Here is a 22,934-nt window from a genome sequence, read left to right as displayed (position 1 = left end):
GCGCGGGCCGCCGGTACCGGTGCATGGCGTAGGGATAACCCTCTCCAACCCGAGGGGTGGCACCCGCAGGAGCAGGGGCCGCACCATGTCGGGCGACCGGCCCGCGGCGGCACTGTCTTGGGCATGGCCGAACGGGTGCAGAGCAAGCGACACAGCAGCGCGTTGGAAAGCGATTCCCGCCTGCGCGAACTGATGGATGCCTACCAGCAGCCGCTGCTGAGGTACGCGCAGCGGCTGACCGACGGCGACACCGGGCGCGCCGAGGACGTGGTGCAGGAGGCGTTCCTGCGGGCGTGGACGCACCTGGACCAGCTCACCGCCGACCGCGGGTCGGTGCTGGGCTGGCTGCGCCGGGTGGTGCACAACCTGGTGATGGACGGGTACCGCATGAAGAAGGCCCGGCCGACCGAGGTGGACATCGAGAACGCCGCCGAGGTGGCCACGGCGGACCCGACGGCCGTCGTGGTGGACTCCCTCCTGGTCGAGCAGGTGCTGCGCGGGCTGTGGCCGGAGCACCAGGCCGCGCTGGTGGAGACCTACCTGAACGGGCGGACCGCGGCCGAGATCAGCGCAACGCTCGGGGTACCGGTCGGCACCGTCAAGAGCCGGGTGCACTACGCGCTGCGGGCAGCCCGCAAGGCAACGGTCAACCACCTGCTCTGCGCCGCGTGAGCCCCCGGCGGCTACCGTGGCGGCGGGCCGCCGCGGGCCACGAGCCGGGTCAGCCGGCCCGGCCAAAGCCGCCTACAGTGACGGGCATGCGCCGTTCGACGCAGCGAGCCGACGGGCCGTCCCCGGTGCCGGGGCCGCCGGACAATGTGGCACGGGTGGTTGACGCGGTGCACGGCCTGCCGGGTCGGCCGCTGCCGGGAGTGCAGGCCGAAGCCCTGGCCCGGGCGCTGGGTGGGTGTCTGGAGGCCACCACGGTCACCATCGCGGTATGGCTGCCCCTGCCGGCGGGCCACGACGCGGACACGGCGACCGAACACACCGTGCAGGAGTACTGGTGGACCGCTACCGGCGCCGAGGCGGCGGTACCCGTGCCCGGGGCGGCGCCGGTCCGGCTGTGCGACGGCGAGCAGGTCCTGGCCGACCTCGTGGTCGAGCCGCCGACGGCGGCCGAGCGGCTGCGCCGGTGGCCCGAGCTGCACGCGGTGACCCGCCTGCTGGTCAGCGACATCCAGGCCCAGCTGATCACCGCCGGCGCCGAACGGCTGATCGGTCAGAGCACCCTGCTGCTGGCCGACACCCGGCTGCGGGCCGCGGGCGAGATGGAACACCAGCGGTACCAGCTGGAGCGCGACCTGCACGACGGCGCCCAGCACCACATGGTCGCGTTGCAGATGTCGCTGGCCATGGTGGAGCACCAGCTCGGCGCCGGCAACGCCGCCGAGGCGGGCCAGCACCTCGACCGGCTGCGGGAGCTGCTGGCCAGCACCGAGGAGGTGCTGCACACCACCGCGACCGGCCTGCTGGCACCGTTGGCCGACCACGGTCTGGTGGCCGCGTTGACGGCCCGGCTGGAGGCGCTCGACACGGTCACCCTGGACATCGACCCGGAACTGGTCGGTTACCGGTACCTGCCCGAGGTGGAGGCCGCCGTCTACCTGGCCTGCCTGGAGGCGGTCAGCAACGCGCACAAGCACGCTCCGGGCGCCGCGGTCACGCTGACGCTACGTACCTCCCGCCGGGGCCTCAGCTTCGAGGTGGACGACACCGGGCCGGGCTTCGACACCGAGGGCCGGATGCCGCTGCGCCAGCTCGCCGCCCGCCTGGCCTCGGTCGACGGCACGCTGACGGTGCGGTCGAGCCCGACCACCGGCACCCGGGTCAGCGGGTTCGTGACGCTCTGAGCCGTCCCGCCGGCACCGCCGGACCTCCCGCCCGTGCCGGACGCCGGTCACTCGACGCCGTCGGTGAGCAGCCGCTCGCACGTCCGTACCAGCAGCGCGCACGCACTACGCCCGGCCAGTCCCGTGTCCGGCGTCAGGGCCTGGGCCCGCCAGAACACCAGTGCCCGGTTCGCGGCCCGGGTCACCTCCCCCGGGTCCGCGTCACCGGCCAGGCCGAGCCGGGACCGCGCGTCCAGACCATGCGCGCCGAGCAGGCGCACCGCCTCGTCGTGCCCGCGCGGCAGCCGGATCCGCCCGCCCTGCAACGCCTGCAACAGGTCCAGCTCGGGTATCTCGTGCGCGCCCGTGACGGCCGCCTCCACCGCCCGGGCGAACTGGTCGTCCAACTGCCCCGTGGTCAGGCAGGCCACCAGTGCGCGCAGCGCCCACCGGGCGGCCAGCACCCCGGTCCGGGCGCGTACCCGGGTACGCAGCGCCGCCTCGATCTCGGTACCGCCGTCCGGGGCCGCACGCCAGTCCACGACCGCGTCGCACATCGACCCCGGTTCCGGCGGTGAGCCGGCCGTCGCGGCGGTGCCCGCGCGCAGCGCGCAGATCACCACCGGGGGGAACCCTTCCCCGTACGGCGACCGCAGGGCGGTCAGGAACTCCGACTCCGCCGCGCTGGGCGGCCCGGACAGCGCCAGCACGACCGCGTCGGGGGGCCCGTCGGCGGTTCCCGTCCAGCGGCGCAGCCGGGCCGCGAGGTCGGCGTCGACGTCGTCGCGGTGGTGCAGCAGCCGCAGCCCGCGCAGCGCGTCCACCGGTCCCTCCACCAGGATCCGCTCCACCCCGGCCGCCGCGTCCGGCCACGCGGCACCGGACCAGTCGGACAGCCGGACGGGCCGCCACGGTGGTGCCCCGCGAGCCGGGTCCAGCGTGATCCGCGGGTACGGCTGGTACTGGTATCCGGTCGGCGGGACCACTCCGGCCGGTGGCTCCCACCGGGCGGTACCGGCCGGCCCGCGCAGCGCCGACAGCAGCTCGGACGCCGGGGTCCCGACCACCGCCACTCTGGCCCTACCGTCCTGCCGGTCGACCGCGACCCGTAACGGCGGGCTGTCCACCGACGCCTCCCGGCTGGTCACGAGCAGGGTCAGCAGGCGACGCACGGAAACACCGGCCAACAGCTCGGGCGCGGCGGCGGCCTCGGCCGGCTGCGGCTCGCCCGGCTGCGGCACGGCCGACTGTGGCTCGCCCGGCTGCGGCACGGCCGGCTGCGGCTCGGCGGTACGCGCGGACTCCGGCCAGTCGCCGCCGAGCCGCTCCGGCAGCAGGATGTCCACCACGGTCGGCTCGTCCCGGCCGGCCCGCTCCACCCGCAGCCGGCCGCCCAGCGCGGCCAGCCGCCGGGAGTCGTCCCGCAGCGCCAGGGCGACCTCGGCCGGCTCGGTGCCGGCCCGCTGCGCGCGGATCGTCAGCACGCCGCCGGACCGGCCCAGTTCCAGGGTCACCGGCTGCTCGCCGCCGCTGGCGCCCAGCGCCGCCGCCGCGGACGCGCCCGCCTGGTACAGCCCGGACTCGACCTCCCAGCCCTGGCGCCGGCCCAGTTCGCCGCTGAACACCACCGGCACGGGCAGCGTCGCGGTGACCTCCTCCAGCGCCGCGCGCACGCCGGTACTGCGCAGCACCTGCGGGTACACCCCACGGACGACGGACCGGAACTGCTCGATCATCTCGCCCAGCCCCGCCCGGATGCCACCGACGATCGCCGTGGCCTCCGGGGAGCCGGCGCGCAGCGCCCGCTTCAGGTCCGTGGTGCGGTCCAGGATCGCCTGTAGCTGCCGGCCGGGTGTCGCGGTGACCGCGGTGGCGAGCCGGTCGCGCTCCACCGCCTGCACCGTGAGCAGCTCCAGCCGGGTCGCGCCGACCCGCTGTACCGCCTGGTCGACCCGGGCCCGCACGGCGACGCACGCCGCGCGGTGGCGGGCCTGACGCAGCAGCAGGCCGACGCAGACCGCCGTCTCGCCCAGCGACGCCGTCCCGGCCAGCGAATGCCGGGGGTCCTCCGGGTGTGCCAGCACCAGCACCCCGTACCGTGCCCCGCCGTCGGTCACGTCCGCCGTCGCGACCACCCCGGCCGCGTCCAGCAGCAGGTCCGGGTCGGCTACCGGATTCGGCAGCGTGCCCCGCCCCCAGCGCCGGGACTGCCATGCGACGGCGGGTGCCCAGGGTGGGCCGCTGGTGCCGGGTGCCGTCTCCGCCGGCAGCCACAGTGCCGCGTAGCGCACCGTGTGCGCCTGGGCGAGTTCCCGCAGCAGCGTGCGCAGAACCGGCCGGTACCCGCCCAGCGGGTCCTGCGGCCCGGCCGGCGCGGGCAGCGCACCCGAGGACGCCAGCTGGACCAGGGCGGTGAACGACCCGCCTGGACGGGACGGCTGCGCCCGCTCGTCGCCGGTGGCCCGAAGCACGGCTCTAGTCCGCCATCTGGTTCGAGCGCATGTACGCGAGCACCGCCAGGACCCGGCGGTGGTGCGCTGCCGACTCGGCCGGCAGGTCCAGCTTGGTGAAGATGCTGGCAATCCGTTTCTCGACCGTCTTGACCGACAGGAACAACCCCGCCGCGATCCCGGAATTCGACCGCCCTTCCGCCATGAGTCGCAGCACGGCGCGTTCCTGCTCGGTGAGATCGGCCAGCAGACTCCGTACCGGGGGGCTCGGCCGGTCCACCAGGTTGGCGGCCAGCGCCGGCTCGATCACGATCTCACCCGCGGCGATGCGCACCAGCGTGTCGGCGAGCACGGCCACCCCGGCCACCTGGTCCTTGAGCCGGTACCCGATCCGCTCGGTGCCGATCTCCAGCAGCCGGAACAGGTAGTGCGCCTCGGCGTGCTGGGACAACAGGAGCAGCCCGACGTCGGGGTATTTCGCCCGGATGCGCTGGGCGGTCTGCAGTCCGCCGTCGGCCCCTGGCGGCATCCGGATGTCCAGAATGGCCACGTCGACGGGGGTACGGGCCAACAACTCCAGCAGCCGGTCGCCGTCCTCGACACAGCCGACCACCTCGTGCCCCGCGGCGGACAGCAGCAGTTGCAGCCCCTCCCGGAACAGCGCGCCGTCGTCGGCCACCGCAACGTCCACTTGCTAGCCTCCCGATGTCAACACCGGCGATCTTGTGACCCCGAATACTGCGGCGTATCGTGATGGCGCCGTTAACCAGCTACAACGTTGTGCATGGTAACGGCGGCGGGCTCGGCGAGGGGACTCTGGTATGTATGGGGTGGGTATCGACCTGGGTACCAGCTTCACCGCCGCAGCGACCGCCTCCGCCTGGGCCCTGGACATGGTGCCGCTGGCCGGGCAGGCGGTCGTCACCCCGTCGGTCGCCTACCTCGACGAGCAGGGCGCGCTGCTGACCGGTGAGGCGGCCGACCGCCTCGGCCTGCAGGACCCCAGCCGGGTGGCGCGGGAGTTCAAGCGCCGCCTCGGTGATCCCACCCCGGTGATCCTGGACGGGGCCCCGTACTCCCCCACCGCCCTGATGGCCGCCCTGCTCCGTTCCGTGGTGGACACCGTCAGCGAGGCCCGGGGCGCCCCGCCCGACCGGATCGTGCTGACCCACCCGGCGGTGTGGGGCCCCTACCGGCGAGAGCAGTTCGCCGCCATCCCGCACCTGGCCGGCCTGCCCCGCCCGCAGGCCGAGCCGGGGTCGGTGGCCGGGTCGGACGGCCCGACCGTAGTCACCGTCACGGAGCCGGTGGCTGCGGCCACGTACTACTGCTCCACCCAGCCACTGCCCCCGGACGGTCTGCTGGCGGTCTACGACCTGGGCGGGGGCACATTCGACAGCGCGGTGGTCCGCAACGGCCGAGACGGGCTGGAGATCATCGGTACGCCCGAGGGCATCGAATGGCTCGGCGGCGCCGACTTCGACCAGGCGATCATGGACCACGTCGACCGCCAGCTGGGCGGTGCGATCACCGCGCTGGACCCGACCGATCCCGGTACCGCTTCGATCCTGGCCGCCGTGCAGCGCGACTGCATGCTCGCGAAGGAGGCGCTGTCCACCCGCGAGAAGGCGGAGATCACGGTGCCGCTGCCCGACGCGGTCCGGCACGTGACCGTGACTCGGGAAGCGTTCGAGCAGATGATCACACCGCCTGTGGAAACCACCATCGAGACGTTCCGGCGGACCCTGACCGCCGCCGGGATCACCCTGCAGGACCTCACAGCCGTGCTTCTGGTCGGCGGATCGTCCCAGATCCCTCTGGTTACCCAGTTGCTGCGGGACACACTGCGGCGACCGATCATGATCAATACCCATCCGAAGCACGCGGTCGCGCTGGGCGCCGCGATGCTCAGCGCCGACGCCCGCGCGGAGCGCGGCATCCCGGCGCCCCGGCGGCCCAAGCCCGGCGCGCCGGCCACCACGGCGGCCCGGACCGGCGCGCCGCTGACGGCCGCCGGAGGTGACAGCGGCGAGCACCGCGTTGTTAGTCGACACGTAGCACCCGGTTCGGCCGTGGACGCGGGCACAGCCGTGGACGCGGGCACAGCCGTGGACGCGGGCACAGCCGTGGACGCGGGCACAGCCGTGGACGCGGGCACAGCCGTGGACGCGCCGGCGCCCAAGACGAGGCGCGGCGCGAAGCACCGGGCGCAGCCGCCGGCCACGTCGGTACGCCCGGTCAGCGGCCCGGCCGGAAGCACCCCCCCGGCGGCCGTGCCGCCCCCGGCGCGGCGGCGGTGGTCTCGGCTCGCGATCGCGCGCGTCGTCGTCGCGCTGGTCGTGGTCTTCGGCCTGCTGGGCATAGGGATCGTGTTCGGCAACGGCGCCCCGAGCGACCGGCCGCAGATGTCCAACGCAACGTCCGGGACCGACGTCCCGGACGGTCGGCCGCAGACGCCCAACGCAACGCCCGGGACCAACACCCCGAGCGGCCGGCCGCAGACACCCAGCGCAACGCCCGGGACCAACACCCCGAGCGGCCGGCCGCAGACACCCAGCGCAACGCCCGGGACCAACACCCCGAGCAAGCGGCCAATGCTCAAACTGGAGGACGTCCAGGTACACAAACCGTCGAAGCTGACTACGGTCCGCCCTGCGGTAGTAGGTACCAAGCATTTCGTCGACCGGCCGCCCGTCTTCACCAGCCTTCCCGACCCGCTCACCGGAGCAGTGCTGATCCCCGGCGCCAGCGACGACAAGCGACTGACCTCCCCGGCGGACTACCTGGTCTTCGATGTCGCACGCGACGCCACCGTGTACGCCGCCTTCGACAGACGCGGAGCACCGGAGGTGGACAACTGGTGGCCGACGTGGCTGAACCAGCAGGGCTTCCAACGCACTGACATGATCATCCCAACCAACGACAAGGACCAGCGCCACTTCGTCGTGTTCGCCAAAAAGGTGCCGGCGGGACGCGTCACGCTCGGACCGAACGCCGCGACAACGGTGTACTCCACCGGCTACATCACGCTCGTGACCGCTCGCGGATGATGATTCCGTCACAAGGTTACTGAACGCCCCTTACTGGACCGGGCTGCTTCGCGGGGCTGTCAGGTCACATCGGATCTGGGCAACCCATGTGGACGCTCTTGGGGTAGGACTCAGAAACAGATGACCACGGAAAGCTCAGTCCAGTCGGACGGCATCGGCCCCTCCGTCCCCACTGCTGCGGGCATGTACGACTACTACCTGGGCGGCAGGAACAATTTCGCAGCCGATCGTCGAGCCGCGAACAAGGTGATCGCAGCGGCTCCCGAAGTGATTCTCATGGCACGGGAGAACATCACATTCGGCTCTCGCCTCGTGAGCACATGCGCGTCGTCATCGAGCTACGCTCCCTGCACGTAGGGAAGCGGGTCGCGGTTCACGGCGAGCGAAACGGGTTCAGCCGACAGGCCGATGATGCTGGCGGCAGCACCGGCCGAAGCCCGCCGAAACCGCCTTGCTAATTCGCATTAGCATCTTGACGCCGCCGAGACGGCGCGCGCAGACTCGTCAACCAACAAACCCGTCCGCGACGGCCGTCCACACCGCACGGCCGCTCAGCGAAGCTGAACGACACCCGCTGACTCGTCACGGCCGGCCCGCTCCCCTGCCCCCATCGGCCCGCCTCACGAACGGAGGGAACGCGATGACGCGTACCCCTGAAGGCTCTTTCTCCCGACGCACGCTGCTGCGTGGTGCGGCGGCCGTCGGTGTCGCGACCACCGGCGCCGGCCTTGCCGCGACGCCCACGCCGGCGCTCGCCGCACCGGCCGGCTTCCCCAACTATCGGTACGTGCGCGACGCGTTCGCCGGCCCGTTGCGCTACAACCCGACCGGCGAGTTCATCTTCCCGTGCGTGCGCGGAGTCTACGACAAGATCAGCGGCTATCTCGGCCGGTACTACCTCTACTACGCGCCGCACGACGCGCCCGGCGGGATCTGCCTCGCCTACGCCGACCGACTCGAGGGCCCCTACACCGAGTACGCCAACAACCCCATCGTCGACCGGGTGCTGCCGACCACGACGGTGAGCCACGTGTCGTCGCCGCACGTCGTCTGGGACGCGCCGACCCGGCAGTTCTACCTGTATTTCCACGGCGAGAACTACACGACCCGGGTCGCCCGCTCGACCGACGGCATCCACTTCACCGACGAGACGCCGATCCTGTCGACGAGGCTGGTGCCCGACACGACCGAGACCTCCTACGCGCGGGTCTTCGAGCACTCGGTGGCCGGCAAGGGCAACCGCTACGTGATGGTGTTCATGGGCCTCCACACGATCGGCCCCGGCGCCCGGAAGATCTTCTGGGGCTGGTCGCCGAACGGCTGGAGCGGTTGGCAGTTCGATCCGAACCCGCTGGTGTCACCGTCGGGCGACGGGCTCACCGACATCTCCGCGGCGCACCTGTTGAAGCGCAACGGCACCGCGTATCTCGCGTATCACGGCAACAGCGGCAACATGTATCTGACCGAGATCGGCAACAACTTCGACCGCGAGGTCCACCTCGGAGTGTTCCACCGGCCGATCGCGTCGGACAACGGCCGGGTGGCGGCGCCGGCGTTCGGCACCGACGGCGGCGTGAGTTACATGCTCTACGAGGCCGGGCCCCGCCTCGACGCCAGGATCTGTGTGGCCCGCGCGGTCTAGTAACACCTCCCCGCCACCGGCCAGACGAGCAACTCGGCCCCGGAACGGGGCGCCATCCAGCCGACGCCAGCGGCCCCGGAGCTCCTGCCCCGGGGCCGCCAGCCGTCAAGGATCGTCAGTCGTTGGTGGTGTCCCAGCCGTAGTCGGGCAGGTCGAAGAAGTCGTCACCGTCGACCCGGTCGACGGTGCCGTCGGACAGGCCGTTGAGCAGCGACTCCACGCCCGTCTGCACGCTCTGCACGAGCATGCCGTGCTGCTTCTGACCCAGGTCGTCCTGCTGGCCGCGCACCTCGAACAGCACCGTGCCGGTGCCGTTCAGGGCGAACGCCGAGCGGCCCTGGCCCGCGTACTCCCGGCTGTCCGGGTGGTAGTACCGGCCGATCGCGGCGAGCTTCGACTGGTCGCCGTACTTCGCGGTCATGCCGTTGGCGACGGTGAGGGCGTAGCGGCGGGACTTGTCCTGGTCCAGCGCCGGCCACGTCGCCTTGTACGCGGCGCCGTCCTGCACGCCCAGCGGCGGGTAGTCGAGCGAGACGGAGATGAGGTTGCCGTCCTGCTCCCCGCCGGTGAGCCGGTCGCACGGCCCCATGTGGTGCAGGTCGATGTACGCGTCGACGGCGCCCTTCTCCTCCCGCAGACCCACGTACACGTCGCGGATGGCCCGCGACTCCGGGGAGAGGAAGAACCCGGCGTCGGTGTCACGGCCCGGAAGGTCGGTGGCGCGCGGCACGTAGTCGAGGTCGGGGTTGAAGTCGCGGTTCAGGTCGTAGCCGGGTAGGTTGATGCCGTCCCCGTTGAGCCGGTGGTACCAGGCGCGCGGGGCGCCGGCCAGCTGCGGGAACTCCGCGACCGTCTCGTCCCAGGACCGTACGTTCATGCGCCGATTGAGCTCGCCGCCGTCGGGGTTGACCATCGGCATGGCGACGAAGGTGACCTCGGTGAGGATCTGTCGGGTCTGCGCGTCACCGGCGCTGCCCAGGCGCTTGAGGATCCCGAGCAGCGCCTCGGTGCCGGTCCGCTCGTTGCCGTGGATCGCGCTGGTGACCAGCAGCACCTTGTCGCCGGTGCCGACCCGGGCCGTGTACAGCTCCCGGCCCTCCGGGGAGCGCCCGACCACCTCGACGTCCACCCGGCCGCCGCTGGCGCGCTCGATCTGCGCCAGCTGGTCGCCGACCTGCTCGTGGTTGCTCCAGCCCGACCAGGACGGGTCCTCGGCGATCTTGCAGCTGCCCTGCCCCGGTCCCTCGGGAGCGGCGGCGGAGACGGCCGGAGCGGTGAGGATGGAACCGGCCAGCGCGGCCGTCACGGCGGCAGCCAGGGCCGCGCGGGAGCGAAGAATCGTCGACTTCGTGTGAACCTGCACGCGTACTCCTCTCGTGGATCCACCTACCACCGAGCGGCGCGCAGAAGAGCGCTGGTGACGCTCGGGGAGCAGACCACCTCTTGCTTTGGGTGATCTTGGCCTGCCCGGATGGCCGGATGCAATAGAGAGCTGGGATTTTCTCGATGCGAGTGCAGGTTCCGGCCGAGGTAGGGGCCCTGCCATCCGGTGCGCGGACCGATCATCGATCACCTGCCTGCTCGGTGCCGGGTCCGATGGCGATGCACAGCGTCGTGGTTGCCGCACCGCGTCGAGCAGTAATCGCGACGCCCGTTGCGGCTGGTGTCGACGAACACCGTCACGCATGTCGACCGAGCGCATACGCCCAGACGCCGCCCCTCCGCCTCGACCGCGAAGATCGCCAGACCGCCGGCCGTGACCGCTCGTACCCGGCCGACGACATCATCGTCCTCGGGCGTGAAGTGCAGGTGCGGACGCAGCCCGTCATGGGTGGTCAGAAACGCCCCGGCAGTCCCCTCGACCAGCAGCGCGTTGATCGCCGCGCAGCGCTCGTCGGCCCCGGGCGCCTCGAACACGGCTCGCAGCCGCACACCCCACACCCGCAGGATCTGTGCCTGCCCGGGCATGAGCGCCGGTCGGCGGATCTCGTGCGTACGCAGGACCGCCTCGATCTCGCCCGCCCCGGTCCCGCCCATGCCGGGCCGGCCCTCGACCACGAGGTTGGCGAGATCGGCGGCGAGCCGGACCCCGGTCATATTGTCATGGTTGAACTGCACTGACCCATTGCAACACAGTCGTTGACATGCATCTCGTCGTCATGGCGGTCGTCCCGATCGTGCTGCTGCTCGGACTCGGCACGGTGCTGCGCCGGCGGCTGGTGACCGACCCGGGATTCTGGCGCGGCATCGAGTGGATGAGCTACCGCTTCTTCACGCCCGCACTGTTCGTCACCTCGATCGCCGCGACCGACCTGGCCGCGGCCTCGCCGGCGGCATTGCTGCCCAGTCTGACCGTCCCGGTCGTCGTCGTCTCCGTGCTCATCATCGGGCTGCGTCGCCCGCTCCGCGCGAACGGCCCGCAACTGACCTCGCTGGTCCAGCGCAGCATCCGCTTGACCTCCTCCCCACGGCTGAAGCCGGGGGATTCCCGTGGCTGAGGCACGTTCACGCCGCGAGCCGTTTGGGTGGTTGGCGTTTCACGGACCGTCTAACGGCGAGGTCTCCACGCCCTGTCACCGCCAGCCCGGCGGCGAGAATGTTCTTGGCCGCGTTCACGTCGGCGTTGTCCTGGTGCCCGCAGGCGACACACCGGAAGACCGCTTGGCTCTCGCGGGACTCCGGAGCGACATGCTGCAGGCGTTGCAGGTCTGCGACGTGTACGCGGGTCCGCGCCCGCGCTGGTGTGCGGAACGCTGGCGGCAGGTGCGGCAATCACCTTCCGCCTGCGGCGGCGTGATGTCGTCGACATCCTCTCGGCATCCGCACTCAAGCTCGTCGCCCTGCCCCTCGCGGCGGTCGCCATCGCCACAGCCCTCGGTGTCAGCGGCGCGACGCTCACCAGCATCGCGATCATCTGCGCGGTCCCGACCGCACCATCCGCCTACGTCCTCGCCAGGCGGATGGGCGGCGACGCACCTCATCGCGTCCATCACCGGCGCGCAGACACTACTCTCGATCGCCACGCTCCCGTTTATCGTCGGCCTGACCACGGGATAACCATCCCCGCGCCCGGCGGCACACCGCCGCGGCCAGGTCCGCGGGGCTGTCTCGACCGAGTGGCGTTTCGACCCAGGCCGTCCGCTTCGAAGTCGACGTGTGCGGGTCACCGCTGGGTGGAGGCCGGTCGTCCCATCTCGGCGAGGATTCCGGTGCCCTGACCGAGTTCTATGAGGTAGCCGTCCGGATCGCGCAGGTAGCAGCGGATCTCCACCCCGTGATCCTTCGGTTCGGTAAGGAACTGTCCGCCGCGGGAACGCCACAGCTCGTAGACGGCGCGTACGTCGGTGACCCGGATGTTGAGCGCGCCGCTGAGCACGTCCGGGTCCGCCGGTGCCTGCGCCCGGACGGTCGGCTTGTCGTCGGTCGGGCCGCCCTCGTCGTTGATCACGATGTAGCCGTTGTGCAGTCGGAGAATGGCCGGTTGCCGCTCGCGCACCACCGTCGCTCCCAGCACGCTGCGGTAGAACTCCCGCGAACGGTCCACGTCCCGCACGATCAACAGGTGGGTGAGCACCAGCCCGTGCTCGGGCTGGAAGTAGTCGGGCGCCTCGTCCGTCACCGCAGTCTCCTCCGGGTCGGCCGGACGGGTACCCACGCGGGCACCGGACACACCTGTCCGCCTCCGGAACCACCACGCCTGCCATTATCATTCTCGATAGTGATATCGTTGCCCGGTGGAGTTGTCGAGGGAACGTTGGGCGGAGCTGGCGCTGCACCCGGTGCGCATCCGGGTCCTGCGGGCAGTGGCGGGTGCGCGACTGACCACGCACGACCTGGCGGCGCTGCTGCCGGACATCCCGCAGGCCACGCTGTACCGGCACCTGGCCACGCTGGTCAAGGCCGGCCTGATCGAGGTGGTGGAGGAGCGCAGGATCCGCGGGGCCGTCGAGCGGGTCTACGCCCTGCCGGCCCACGGTGCGACGCTGGACGCCGCAGCCCTGGCCACCGCGACGCCCGAAGATCACGCCCGCTACTTCACCGCCTTCGTGTCGAGCCTGCTGTCGGAGTTCTCCCGCTACCTCGCCCGCGAGCGGATCGACTTCGCCGCCGACGGGGTCGGGTACCAGCAGCTCGTGCTCCACCTGACCGACGCGGAGCTGGCAAAGTTCGCCGCCGACCTCAGCCAGGTCATCGGCCCGCTGCTGGGCAACGAGCCCGGCGAGGGAAGGGTGCCTCGACTGCTGGCCACCATCCTGCTGCCGGCCGATCAGCCGGCAGCCACCGACAGTCCACAACAGACGCCGGAGCGGGGCGAAGGCTCCGACCCGAGGGAAGGGAATGGCTGATGGCCTCAGTCACGGTTGCCATCGAGCTGGTCGACATCCGGTTCACCGGGTGGGAGCGGCTCTGGATCGGGCGGGAGCGGCTGGCTGTCCCCGTCACCGCGGTGCGGAGTGTGGCCGTTGTGGCCGACCCGCTGCGCCTGGCGCGGGGCGCCCGGCGCGGAATGGTGGTGTCCGGCTTCGTCGAGATCGGTGTTTGGGGGTTGTTCGCCGGTCCCCGTCAGCTCGTGGCGGCACGCCGGGGCGAGCTGGGGCTGCATCTCGGCCTGGACCGGGCGGCCGCCGGTGGTCAGTTCGACGAGGTCGTGCTCTCCAATCCCGCCGCGCCGGAGATCGCGGACGCGATCGGACGCGCGCTGGCGGCCGGCGCGTGAACGGCGACCGCCTGACGATCGAGGTCTCGCACCTGACCAAGCGGTACGGCGAGGTCACCGCCGTACGTGATCTGACCTTCACGGTCGAACCGGGCGTGGTCACTGGCTTCCTGGGCCCGAACGGCGCGGGCAAGACCACCACGATGCGCATGCTGACCGGCCTCGTGTCACCCACCTCCGGCACCGCGACGATCGGCGGCCAGCCGTACGGGCGGCTGCCACGGCCGTCGCGCACCGTCGGGGCGGTGTTCGACGCAAGCGCGTTCCACCCCGGCCACACCGCCCGCGACCACCTGCGCGTCTACGCCGCGATGGGCGGCTACCGGGACAGCCGGGTCACCGACCTGCTCGACCTGCTCGGCCTCACCGAGGCCGCCGACCGCCGCACCCGTGGGTTCTCCACCGGCATGCGGCAACGACTCAACCTCGCCACCGCCCTGCTCGGCGACCCCTCGGTGCTGCTGCTGGACGAGCCGAGCAACGGCCTCGACCCCGAAGGCATGCTGTGGTTGCGTGGCTTCCTGCGCCGGCTGGCCGATGAGGGACGCACGATCCTGATCTCCAGCCACGTGCTCAGCGAGATCCAGCAGCTCGTCGACGACGTGGTGGTAGTCCGCCACGGCGAGCTCGTCGCCGCTGGACCGTGGTCACGGCTCGCCGGACCGCCAGCGGTGCTGGTGAGCTCGCCGGATGCCGACCGGCTGGCCGCCGCCCTGCGAGTCAGCCGGCCAGACGGCGACGCACCGCGGGTCGAAGCCGTCGCGGCAGGCCGGCTACGGGTATACGGGCTGGACGCGCCGCACGTCGCCGACCTGGCCGCCACGTGCCGGCTGCGGATACACGAGCTGGTCACCGAGAACCCCAGCCTCGAACAACTTTTCCTCCACCTGACCACCGACAGGGCGACCACCGCTTGACATCCTCCCGGCCCTGAAGGGCCGGGATTCCCCCGGTCGCCCGTGGGGGTTTCCTGCTTCATGGCCGACTGCCCGCCCGGAGGGACTCCGTTGAGGTCTTACACCAGCTCCACAGGCGTTTTACCTGTCCGCCAGCCCGGCGGCCAGAAGGTTTCTCGCTGCGTTGATGTCCCGGTCATGGGTCACACCACACGGGCATTGCCACGATCGAACGTTCAACGGCAGGGATTCAGTCAGTCTCCCGCAGTCCGAGCACAGCTTGGACGACGGGAACCAGCGGTCCACCGCCACCAGGGTGCGCCCGTACCAGGCGGCCTTGTACTCCAACATGGCCCGCAACTGCGACCAGGCCGCGTCGGAGATGGCGCGGGCCAGCCGGTGGTTGCGCAGCAGGTTGCGCACAGTCAGGTCCTCGATCACGACCGTTTGAGTCTCGCGGACGAGTCGAGTCGACAGTTTGTGCAGGTGGTCCCGTCGCCGGTCGGCGATCCGGGCGTGAACCTTGGCGACCTTGAGTCGAGCTCTGGCCCGGTTGGCCGAGCCTTTCTCCTTGCGGGCCAGGTCCCGCTGGGCCCTGGCAAGTTTCCGCCGGTCGGCCCGCTCGTGACGGGGGTTGGTGACCTTCTCCCCGGTGGACAAGGTCACCAGGCTGGTCAGCCCCGCGTCGACGCCAACCGCCGTATCCACCGGTGGAAGCGGCTGGACGGTCAGGTCCTCGACGAGCAGGGACACGAACCAGCGGCCGGCCGCGTCTCGAGACACGGTGACGGTCGACGGTACGACGCCCTCGGGCAACGGACGCGACCACACAACGTCCAGCGGGGCGTCCATCTTCGCCAGAGTCAGCTTCCCGTCCCGCCAGCGGAACGCCGACCGGGTGTACTCGGCGCTGGCCCGCGACTTCCTCTTCGACTTGAAACGGGGGTATCGGGCGCGCTTGGCGAAAAACGCCGCGTAGGCGGCGTGCAGATGCCGCAACGCTTGTTGCAGCGGAACGCTGGACACCTCGTTGAGGAACGCCAGTTCCTCGCCGCGTTTCCATTCGGTCAGGGCCGCCGACGATTCCGCGTAGCTGATCGAGTGGCGTTCCGTGGCGTATGCGCGGGTCCGCATCTCGAGGGCTTTGTTGTAGACCAGGCGCACGCACCCGAAGGTGCGGCGGAGTTGTTCAGCCTGCTCGGGGGTGGGATAGAAGCGGTACTTGTATGCCCGCTTCACCACCCCACCCACATTTCACAAGCTATCAATCCATTGTGTTGCACGACCGTTGGGGGGAGGCAGCGGCGTTTCCTTCCGGCCCTGAACGGCCTGGTTTCCACGCCGCAAATCTGATGAACCACCTGATCAAGGCCGAGTTCCGCCGGTTGTTGGCCACCCGCATGTGGAGTGGGCTGCTGCTCGCCGCCGTGCTGATCGGCGGCGGCATGATGGGCGCGATGGCGCTGGTCGGTCCGGAGAACTTCGACCCACCCATGCCCGGACTGGACACCGAAACCGGCATCCGCTCGATCCTCGGCATCCTCGGTTACACCGCGTTCGTGCCGGCCGCCATCGGCACACTCGCCGTCACGTCCGAGTACCGGCACCGTACCGCCGCCGTCACGTTCCTGTTCGCGCCGCGCCGCTGGCAGGTGTTGGCGGCCAAGCTCGCCGCGTACGGCGTCGGTGGACTGGCGTACGGGCTGATCCTCGCCGGCACCGCCGCCGCAGCCCTCTTCGCGGTCGCCGCCGCCCGCGGCGTCGCGCTCGGCCTGCCGGCCAGCACGGTGCTGGCGTTGCTGGCCCGCATCGGCCTGGCCATGGTCGTGTATCTGCTGATCGGCGTGGGCATGGGCGCCCTGATCCGCCACCAGGTCATAGCCCTGTGCGTCGTGATCGGCTACCTGTACCTGGGCGAGACGCTGCTCATGATGATCCCCGGCATCAACGCGCTCTATCCAGTCCTGCCCGGTGGCGCCACCGCCTCCCTCACCGACTTCACCTACCTCGCTGACGCCATGTCCGAACAGGTCGGCAGCACGGCCATCCAGCTACTGCCACCAGCCACCGGCGCACTACTGCTCACCACGTACGCACTCGCCGCCTCGCTGATCGCCGTCATCATCCCCATGCGCCGCGACATCACCTGACCTTCCTCCCCTTGCCGAGCTTCGGGGCGGTCGGCCGTTACGGCCGACCGCCCCGAAGACGTCACCAGGTGGCGGATCCCGCGAGTAGTGGTTCCGATGTCCTCGCCCTAGCGGCGCTCGGCGGTGGGGCCAGCGTTGTCTGCGACGGCAGCGATCTCCGCGGCGAGCCGTTCGGAGGCGTCGCGAGTGGCGGAAAGTCAGATCAGCTGATCCTGGGCGGGCTGGGCGTCGGTGGTCTGTTCCGGGTGGGGTGCGGTGCTGCGCAGGGTGATCGCCGCGATGACAGCTCCTGCGGCGGCGATGATCCCGGCGCCGATGAAGGCGGCGGAGTAGCCGTCGGTCAGGGCCGGGAGGTCGCCGAGTTGGTCGGCGCCGTAGGACGCTGCGACGGCGGTCATGGCGGCCAGGCCGAGGGCGGAGCCGACCTGGTAGCTGGTGTTGACGATGCCGGATGCCAGTCCGCCTTCCTCGGGGCGGGCGCTGGAGATCGCGGTGCCCAGCGACGGGATGAAGGCGAGTGACATGCCCAGCGCCGCGACGAGCGAGGCGGGCAGGACGTCGGCGACGAAGGTGCCGTCGGGGCGGATCAGAGCGAGCCATCCGAGGCCGGCGGCGAGGACCGCGAGGCCGGTCACGACCATGGGCTTGGGGCCGAATCGGTTGATGGCCCGCGGTGCGAGGGCGATCATCCCGACCATGATGAGGACGGTCATGGGCAGCAGCGCGGCACCGCTGGGGAAGGCGCTGTAGCCGAGGACCTGCTGCAGGTACAGGTTGAGGTAGAACCACATCGGGATCCAGGCCGCGCCGAGCAGCAGCTGGGCGATGTTCGCGGCGGCGAGGTTCGTGGCGCGGAAGATGGACAGGCGCATCAGCGGCTCCCGGCGCGCGGCCTGGATGGCGAGGAACGCCGCCAGGGCGGCGACGGCGCCGGCCAGGACCAACCAGGTCTGCCCGGAGGACCAGCCGACCTCGGGGGCGCGGACGATGGCGTAGACGGCGGCCCCGAGACCGAGGGTCACGGTGAGCGCTCCGGCGACGTCGAGGGAGCCTCGGCGGGCGCCACCGGCCGGCATCAGCGCCGGGGTGGCGAGGACGGCGACCAGTGCGATCGGGATGTTGATGTAGAAGACCCAGGGCCAGCTGACGTACTCGGTGATGACGCCGCCGAGGAAGACACCGGCGGTGCCGCCGGCGGGTGCCGCGGCTCCGTAGAGAGCAAGGGCTCTGGTGAGTTCCCGCGGCTCGGCGCCGAAGAGCATCATCAGCAGGGTCAGCGCCGAGGGCGCGATCAGGGCGGCGCCGGCGCCCTGGACGGCGCGGGCGGCCAGCTCGACGGCGACGCTGTCGGCCAGGCCGGCGGCGGCCGACCCGACCAGGAGGATCAGCCAGCCGGTGGTGAACATGCGGCGGGCGCCGAACAGGTCGGACAACCGGCCGCCGAGCAGCAGCAGGCCGCCGAAGGCGACGACGTAGGCGTTGAACACCCAGGACAGGTTCTCCGGCGAGAAGCCGAGGTCCGTCTGCATCCGAGGTAGAGCGACGCCGATGATCGAGGTGTCCATGATGACCATGAACTGGGCGAGCGCGATGAGGCCGAGCGCCCACCACCGCTTGGATCCGGATGACATCACAACCACTCCTTTATGCCCCTAGGGGGTACGGGTAAGTGGGGAATGTTTACCCCCTAGGGGTATCGCGCGTCAAGTGATCCACGTCAACGACGCCCGATCACGCGAACCCCTTGCGCCATATACCCCCCTGGGGTAGCTTGCGCTTATCGAGAGAGGCGGATCGTGACGGGACACCGGCACCCAGTCAGAGGACGGGACCACACCGCAGCTCCGCCGCGCTGAGGGAGGGCTCCGGGTGACCAGAGGGGCAGACGAGCACCGGCGCGGATGTATGCGGTGCCGCCCAGCCGGCGACCCAACCCCGAAGCCACGCTGCGGAGGCTTCGATGCCTCTGACCGCCCCGTCCAGTCCTGATCTGCCTTGCCTACCCACACCCACCAGAGGAGATGTCCATGTGCGACAGCGAATCCAGCTGCGGCTGCGCCACTGCCGTTGACACCGCCCCGCCGGCCACCGCCACCCTGGACGGCATCCGGACCACCTACACCGTGTCCGGAATGACCTGCGGGGGCTGTGCCAACTCGGTGCGCAAGCACCTCAGCACCGTCGCCGGCGTCACGGGCGTCGAGGTCGATGTGACCGATGGCCGGGTCACCGTCACCAGCGACGCCGCACTGGCGGCCGCCGACGTACGCACCGCGGTCGAACAGGCCGGCTACCAGCTCGTCAGCTGACCACCTGGCCGGTCGTGTCCGTCCCGGCACGGGCACGACCGGCCGCATCAACACGGTCGCAGGAGTCGACATGACTGGTGCAGATCATTCCGACCACTACCCCACCAGCCCTGGGCTCGTGGTCTACGGCACCGACTGGTACCCCGACGTGCGACGCAGTCGAGCCGTGCTCGACGCCGCCGGCGGCGCCTACCACTACGTCGACCTCGACCAGGACCGAGCCGCCACCACGCTCGTCCGGCGGCTGCAGCACGGACGTCGACGCATCCCCACGCCGCTGCGGCCGGACGGCACCTTCCTGGTCGAGCCCACGGATGAGGACCTGCGGACTCGCCTCGACCAGCGAGAAGCGCGGCTGCGTGGCGGCGTGGCCGGGCAGGCCGACTTTCACCTGCTGCGCTCTTCCGGCGGCGTCGTGTACGGCCTCGATTCGACCAGCGGCGCCCTGGTGGCCAGCACTGACCGGGTCACGTGGCAGACCCGTTCCACGATCGAGGCCTACGACCTGGCCGTCGACCCGCGCTCACCGTGCACGAGAACCTCATCTACCTGGCCACCGAGGACAGCCAGGTGTTGCGCAGCGCCGACTCGGGCGCGACGTGGCAACCGATGACGCCCTGACCGACGTACCGAATCGCCTGCATTTGTTCAGGCGCGCGGCGGCCCGGTCGGATCATCCCGACCGGGCCGCCGTTCGTGCGTGTGTCAGTGCTGTCCGGGGGTGAGCCTGACCCGGCGCAGCAGCTGGGCGTTCAGCGCCACCACGATGGTGGAGGCGGACATCAGCACCGCACCGACCGCCGGGCTGAGCGTGACGCCGGCCCAGGCCAGCGCTCCAGCGGCGAGTGGGATCGCCACCACGTTGTAGCCGGCGGCCCAGGCCAGGTTCTGGATCATCTTCCGGTACGACGCGCGGGACAGCCGGAGCACGCCGGTGACACCGCGCGGGTCGGAGGAGGCCAGGATGACCCCCGCCGACTCGATGGCGACGTCGGTGCCGGCGCCGATGGCCAGGCCGACGTCGGCGCGGGCCAGGGCGGGAGCGTCGTTGACGCCGTCGCCGACCATCGCCACGGTCAGCCCCCGGGCTTGCAGCTCGGCGACCGCCCGGTCCTTGTCGGCGGGGAGCACCTCGGCGAAGACCTCGTCCATTCCCGGCCGGAACCCGAGGTCGGCGGCGACCGCCTCGGCAACCGGGCGGGCATCTCCGGTAATCATCACGATCTTCTTGACGCCCTGTTCGCGCAGGTCGGAGATGGCCTGGCGGGCCTCCGGACGGACCTCGTCCTCCAAGGCGAACGCACCCACCGCGGCCGGTTGGCCGGTCTCCGGCAGACGGATCAGATGCAGCACCGCCGCACCACGGGCCGACCATCCCCGCGCAACGGTGTCCAGCTCCTCGGGAACCTGCGCGCCGAGTTCCCGCAGCAGGGCGGGGCCGCCGACCGCCCAGGTGGTGCCGTCGACGACGGCCCGGACCCCCCGACCGGGCAGCGATCGGAAGTCCCGGGCGGTCGCACGCAGCCCCCGGTCCTGCGCGACCTTGACCAGAGCCTTGGCGAGGGGGTGTTCGCTGTCGGCCTCGACCGCGCCGGCGATCCGCAGCACCTCGTCCTCGGTGGTGCCGCCGGCGGCGGCCGTGGCGGTGACGGTGTGGGCGCCCTTGGTCAGGGTGCCGGTCTTGTCGAACAGCACCGCGTCGACGGTGCGCATCCGCTCCAGGGCGAGGCGGTCCTTGACCAGGATGCCGGCCTTGGCCGACACCGCGGTGGACAGCGCGATCACCAACGGGATGGCCAGCCCGAGGGCGTGCGGGCAGGCGATCACCAGCACCGTCACCGTGCGGGCCACGGACTGGTCGAGGTCCCCCAGCGCCCACCAGGCGGCGAAGGTGACCAACGCGGCGGCGGTCGCGACGTAGAACAGCATCGCGGCGAACCGGTCAGCCAGGACCTGCGCCCGGCCACTGGACGCCTGCGCCTGGGCGACGAGCCGACCGATGCCGGCCAGTGCCGTGTCCTCGCCCACCGCGTCGACCCGGACCCGCAACGCGGAGTCGGTGGCCACCGTACCGGCCACCACCCGATCGCCCACGCCGCGCGGCACCGGCCGGGACTCCCCCGTGATCATCGACTCGTCCAGCTCAGCGGCACCGTCGACGATCGAGCCGTCGGCCGGCACCCGGGCACCGGAGCGGACCAGCACCACGTCGCCCACCCGCAACTCGGCCAGCGGCACGCGGCGCGGGGTACCGTCGTCGTCGACCCGTTCGGCCTCGTCGGGCAGCAACGCGGCCAGCGCGGCGAGAGCACCCTGCGCCTGGCCGATCGCCTTCATCTCCTGCCAGTGCCCCAACAGCATGATCGTCACCAGCGCCGCCAGCTCCCACCAGAAGTCCAGGTCGAACGCGCCAAGGCTGGTCGCCAGCGACGCGACGTACGCCACCGCGATGGCCATCGAGACCAGCAGCATCATCCCCGGAGCGCGGTCGCGTACCTCGCGGATCCCGCCGAGCAGGAACGGCCAGCCTCCGTAGAGGAAGACCACCGAGCCGAGGACCGGGCCGACCCAGCTCATGCCGGGAAAGTCGAGGGTGTAGCCGAACCAGCCCATCACCATGTGGCTCGTCGCCACGATCGGAATCGTCAGCGCGAAGCTCAGCCAGAACTTGCGCCGGAACTGCTCCGGGTCGTGCCCCGCGTGCTTGTCATGACCGCCGTGCCCACCGGCGGATCCGTGCCCCGCGTGGTCGTGGTGGCCGCCGGCGTGGCTACCCGCCGATCCGGGACCGTCTGAATGCCCCTCATGCGCCCCACCAGGGCTCTGCTCGCCCACCTGCACGTGATGCCCGTGGTGTCGCGCCTCACCGGTCACGTGCGCCGGGTCGGTATGGGTCGCGTGTTCGTGTCTCATGCCGTCCACCTCCACCGGCACCATATACCCCCTAGGGGTATATGGCAACGGTGGCCCATGACCCACCCATTCCCTGCTACAACGAAGGTTCAGGAGGCCGATGAGCAGCACGGGCATTACCCCTACCCCCAGGCCGTATCAGACTTTGGCCGAAAGGGCGGGCACGCCCTCGCCTCGCCCCAGCCGCCGGAGCGAGGGCGAGCCAGCATCCGACACACCGCGGCGCGCATGACACCGCTGTCGCAGCCGCGATCGCCGCTGTGGCCGCGTCCGGCTGGACGCTCAGCTTTTCCGCTCGCCGCCGCTCGGCAGGATGACTCCCCCGCCTCGGCGCAGCTCCACCCGTTCGGGTTTCCTCTCGCCGGACAGGCCGTCTGAGTCGTCGCAGACCAGACCTGAACCGGGCCTACCACCCGGAAATGTGAAACAACTACTTATAGCAGCCGAAGGCATGTTCGCCTCAAGAACCTGGAAAGCGCTCCGACCGGACATGAATCCTTCTTATGTTCGTCGTGGCTCGTCTTCCTGAGCCGACCAGAAGGGAGTGAGGGACATGTCCAAGAGGTTTCTGATCAGGCTCGCCGGCGGGGTAGCGCTGGGCAGCGCCGCCCTGCTGCTCGGTGCGCCCGCCGCCGCACTCGCCGCGCCCTACGGACACACGGAGCCCGGGGCCTGGGACCGCACCGAGGTTGTCTGCGCGACCAACGAGCAGAGCAACGAGGTGACCGTCGCCCAAATCATCAGCGACAACACGATCCGGGACAGCGACGTCAGCGTCGAGCAGTCCGCAGCGGTCGAGACGACGAACGACAACAGGACTCAGCCCAACAACGTCGTCGTCTGCATCGGCAACATCGACGTGGACGTCGACGTGGAGTAGGACCAGGAACTGCTCGGGTCGCTCCAGCATGCCGGTATCAGCGGGTCCGGCTCGCCGGTGGGCCAGCATGCCGGCTACGGGGTGGTCGGGGTGAC

General features: G+C 71.1%; 22 protein-coding genes. 13 read left to right on the top strand and 9 right to left on the bottom strand.

Annotated features, from left to right (window positions below):
* Positions 1–123 precede the first annotated feature (123 nt).
* Both ACGF5C_RS16075 and ACGF5C_RS16070 read left to right on the top strand, forming a co-directional pair.
* Positions 124–672: a sigma-70 family RNA polymerase sigma factor gene (locus ACGF5C_RS16075; RefSeq protein ID WP_393270700.1), complete on the top strand. Its 549-nt coding sequence runs from the start codon at positions 124–126 to the stop codon at positions 670–672.
* An 86-nt stretch (positions 673–758) separates the two neighbouring features.
* Positions 759–1,853, top strand: a complete 1,095-nt coding sequence (locus ACGF5C_RS16070) for a sensor histidine kinase (protein ID WP_393302157.1) — start codon at positions 759–761, stop codon at positions 1,851–1,853.
* A 47-nt stretch (positions 1,854–1,900) separates the two neighbouring features.
* On the opposite strand, the gene ACGF5C_RS16065 is transcribed toward ACGF5C_RS16070, so the two are convergent.
* Positions 1,901–4,303 carry a hypothetical protein gene (locus ACGF5C_RS16065; protein WP_393302154.1) on the bottom strand — a complete coding sequence of 801 codons (2,403 nt, stop codon included), beginning with the start codon at positions 4,301–4,303 and terminating at the stop codon, positions 1,901–1,903.
* A 4-nt stretch (positions 4,304–4,307) separates the two neighbouring features.
* Positions 4,308–4,973 carry a response regulator gene (locus ACGF5C_RS16060; RefSeq protein ID WP_393302151.1) on the bottom strand — a complete coding sequence of 222 codons (666 nt, stop codon included), beginning with the start codon at positions 4,971–4,973 and terminating at the stop codon, positions 4,308–4,310.
* Positions 4,974–5,112: 139 nt separating this feature from the next.
* Here ACGF5C_RS16060 and ACGF5C_RS16055 point away from each other — a divergent pair, with 139 nt between their 5' ends.
* From ACGF5C_RS16055 to ACGF5C_RS16045, 3 genes are all read left to right on the top strand, one after another.
* Positions 5,113–7,332, top strand: a complete 2,220-nt coding sequence (locus tag ACGF5C_RS16055) for an Hsp70 family protein (protein ID WP_393302148.1) — start codon at positions 5,113–5,115, stop codon at positions 7,330–7,332.
* A gap of 120 nt (positions 7,333–7,452) precedes the next feature.
* Positions 7,453–7,689, top strand: coding sequence for an SAM-dependent methyltransferase (locus ACGF5C_RS16050; protein WP_393302145.1), 237 nt, complete (start codon positions 7,453–7,455; stop codon positions 7,687–7,689).
* Between the two features lie 283 nt (positions 7,690–7,972).
* A complete protein-coding gene (locus tag ACGF5C_RS16045) occupies positions 7,973–8,974 on the top strand; it encodes a hypothetical protein (protein WP_393302142.1) in 1,002 nt (333 codons plus the stop codon).
* 115 nt (positions 8,975–9,089) lie between these two features.
* On the opposite strand, the gene ACGF5C_RS16040 is transcribed toward ACGF5C_RS16045, so the two are convergent.
* A complete protein-coding gene (locus ACGF5C_RS16040; RefSeq protein ID WP_393302139.1) occupies positions 9,090–10,337 on the bottom strand; it encodes a M14 family zinc carboxypeptidase in 1,248 nt (415 codons plus the stop codon).
* A 206-nt stretch (positions 10,338–10,543) separates the two neighbouring features.
* Positions 10,544–11,071, bottom strand: a complete 528-nt coding sequence (locus ACGF5C_RS16035) for a CGNR zinc finger domain-containing protein (RefSeq protein WP_393302136.1) — start codon at positions 11,069–11,071, stop codon at positions 10,544–10,546.
* Positions 11,072–11,118: 47 nt separating this feature from the next.
* Here ACGF5C_RS16035 and ACGF5C_RS16030 point away from each other — a divergent pair, with 47 nt between their 5' ends.
* Positions 11,119–11,472 carry a hypothetical protein gene (locus tag ACGF5C_RS16030; protein WP_393302133.1) on the top strand — a complete coding sequence of 118 codons (354 nt, stop codon included), beginning with the start codon at positions 11,119–11,121 and terminating at the stop codon, positions 11,470–11,472.
* A gap of 7 nt (positions 11,473–11,479) precedes the next feature.
* Here the strand turns inward: ACGF5C_RS16030 and ACGF5C_RS16025 are convergent, their stop codons facing one another.
* Positions 11,480–11,746, bottom strand: coding sequence for a zinc ribbon domain-containing protein (locus tag ACGF5C_RS16025; protein WP_393302130.1), 267 nt, complete (start codon positions 11,744–11,746; stop codon positions 11,480–11,482).
* 391 nt (positions 11,747–12,137) lie between these two features.
* Positions 12,138–12,629 (bottom strand): VOC family protein, encoded by a 492-nt coding sequence (locus ACGF5C_RS16020; protein WP_393302127.1) that lies wholly within the window; start codon positions 12,627–12,629, stop codon positions 12,138–12,140.
* Between the two features lie 79 nt (positions 12,630–12,708).
* On the opposite strand from ACGF5C_RS16020, the gene ACGF5C_RS16015 reads away from it, so the two are divergent.
* Genes ACGF5C_RS16015 through ACGF5C_RS16005 form a run of 3 tightly spaced genes read left to right on the top strand, consistent with a single transcriptional unit; the run spans position 12,709 to position 14,608 of the window.
* Entirely contained in the window at positions 12,709–13,320 is a 612-nt protein-coding gene (locus ACGF5C_RS16015) for a helix-turn-helix domain-containing protein (RefSeq protein WP_393302124.1), read from the top strand.
* Positions 13,320–13,691 (top strand): hypothetical protein, encoded by a 372-nt coding sequence (locus ACGF5C_RS16010; protein WP_393302121.1) that lies wholly within the window; start codon positions 13,320–13,322, stop codon positions 13,689–13,691. Before ACGF5C_RS16015 ends, ACGF5C_RS16010 begins: the two co-directional genes overlap by 1 nt.
* On the top strand, positions 13,688–14,608 hold the full coding sequence (locus ACGF5C_RS16005) for an ATP-binding cassette domain-containing protein (RefSeq protein WP_393302118.1): 921 nt from the start codon (positions 13,688–13,690) through the stop codon (positions 14,606–14,608). The genes ACGF5C_RS16010 and ACGF5C_RS16005 overlap by 4 nt, the downstream gene beginning before the upstream one ends.
* Positions 14,609–14,728: 120 nt before the next feature.
* Here ACGF5C_RS16005 and ACGF5C_RS16000 read toward each other — a convergent pair whose 3' ends face one another.
* Positions 14,729–15,826 carry an RNA-guided endonuclease InsQ/TnpB family protein gene (locus tag ACGF5C_RS16000; RefSeq protein ID WP_393302115.1) on the bottom strand — a complete coding sequence of 366 codons (1,098 nt, stop codon included), beginning with the start codon at positions 15,824–15,826 and terminating at the stop codon, positions 14,729–14,731.
* A 113-nt stretch (positions 15,827–15,939) separates the two neighbouring features.
* On the opposite strand from ACGF5C_RS16000, the gene ACGF5C_RS15995 reads away from it, so the two are divergent.
* The gene (locus tag ACGF5C_RS15995) at positions 15,940–16,737 is read left to right on the top strand and encodes an ABC transporter permease (RefSeq protein ID WP_393302112.1); all 798 of its coding nucleotides are present in this window, start codon (positions 15,940–15,942) and stop codon (positions 16,735–16,737) included.
* Positions 16,738–16,934: 197 nt separating this feature from the next.
* Here ACGF5C_RS15995 and ACGF5C_RS15990 read toward each other — a convergent pair whose 3' ends face one another.
* On the bottom strand, positions 16,935–18,368 hold the full coding sequence (locus tag ACGF5C_RS15990) for an MFS transporter (RefSeq protein WP_393302109.1): 1,434 nt from the start codon (positions 18,366–18,368) through the stop codon (positions 16,935–16,937).
* Between the two features lie 396 nt (positions 18,369–18,764).
* On the opposite strand from ACGF5C_RS15990, the gene ACGF5C_RS15985 reads away from it, so the two are divergent.
* Complete coding sequence (locus ACGF5C_RS15985) at positions 18,765–19,046, top strand: heavy-metal-associated domain-containing protein (RefSeq protein WP_393302106.1); 282 nt, start codon at positions 18,765–18,767, stop codon at positions 19,044–19,046.
* A 70-nt stretch (positions 19,047–19,116) separates the two neighbouring features.
* Positions 19,117–19,659 carry a glutaredoxin family protein gene (locus ACGF5C_RS15980; RefSeq protein ID WP_393302103.1) on the top strand — a complete coding sequence of 181 codons (543 nt, stop codon included), beginning with the start codon at positions 19,117–19,119 and terminating at the stop codon, positions 19,657–19,659.
* Positions 19,660–19,751: 92 nt separating this feature from the next.
* On the opposite strand, the gene ACGF5C_RS15975 is transcribed toward ACGF5C_RS15980, so the two are convergent.
* Entirely contained in the window at positions 19,752–21,959 is a 2,208-nt protein-coding gene (locus ACGF5C_RS15975; protein ID WP_393302100.1) for a heavy metal translocating P-type ATPase, read from the bottom strand.
* A 553-nt stretch (positions 21,960–22,512) separates the two neighbouring features.
* Between ACGF5C_RS15975 and ACGF5C_RS15970 the strand changes: the two genes are divergently transcribed.
* Complete coding sequence (locus ACGF5C_RS15970; protein WP_393302097.1) at positions 22,513–22,839, top strand: hypothetical protein; 327 nt, start codon at positions 22,513–22,515, stop codon at positions 22,837–22,839.
* Positions 22,840–22,934 lie beyond the last annotated feature (95 nt).

Origin of the sequence: Micromonospora sp. NPDC047620 (assembly GCF_043205005.1) — a bacterium.
Lineage (GTDB): Bacteria > Actinomycetota > Actinomycetes > Mycobacteriales > Micromonosporaceae > Micromonospora.
This window is presented reverse-complemented; position numbering and strand designations above follow the sequence as displayed.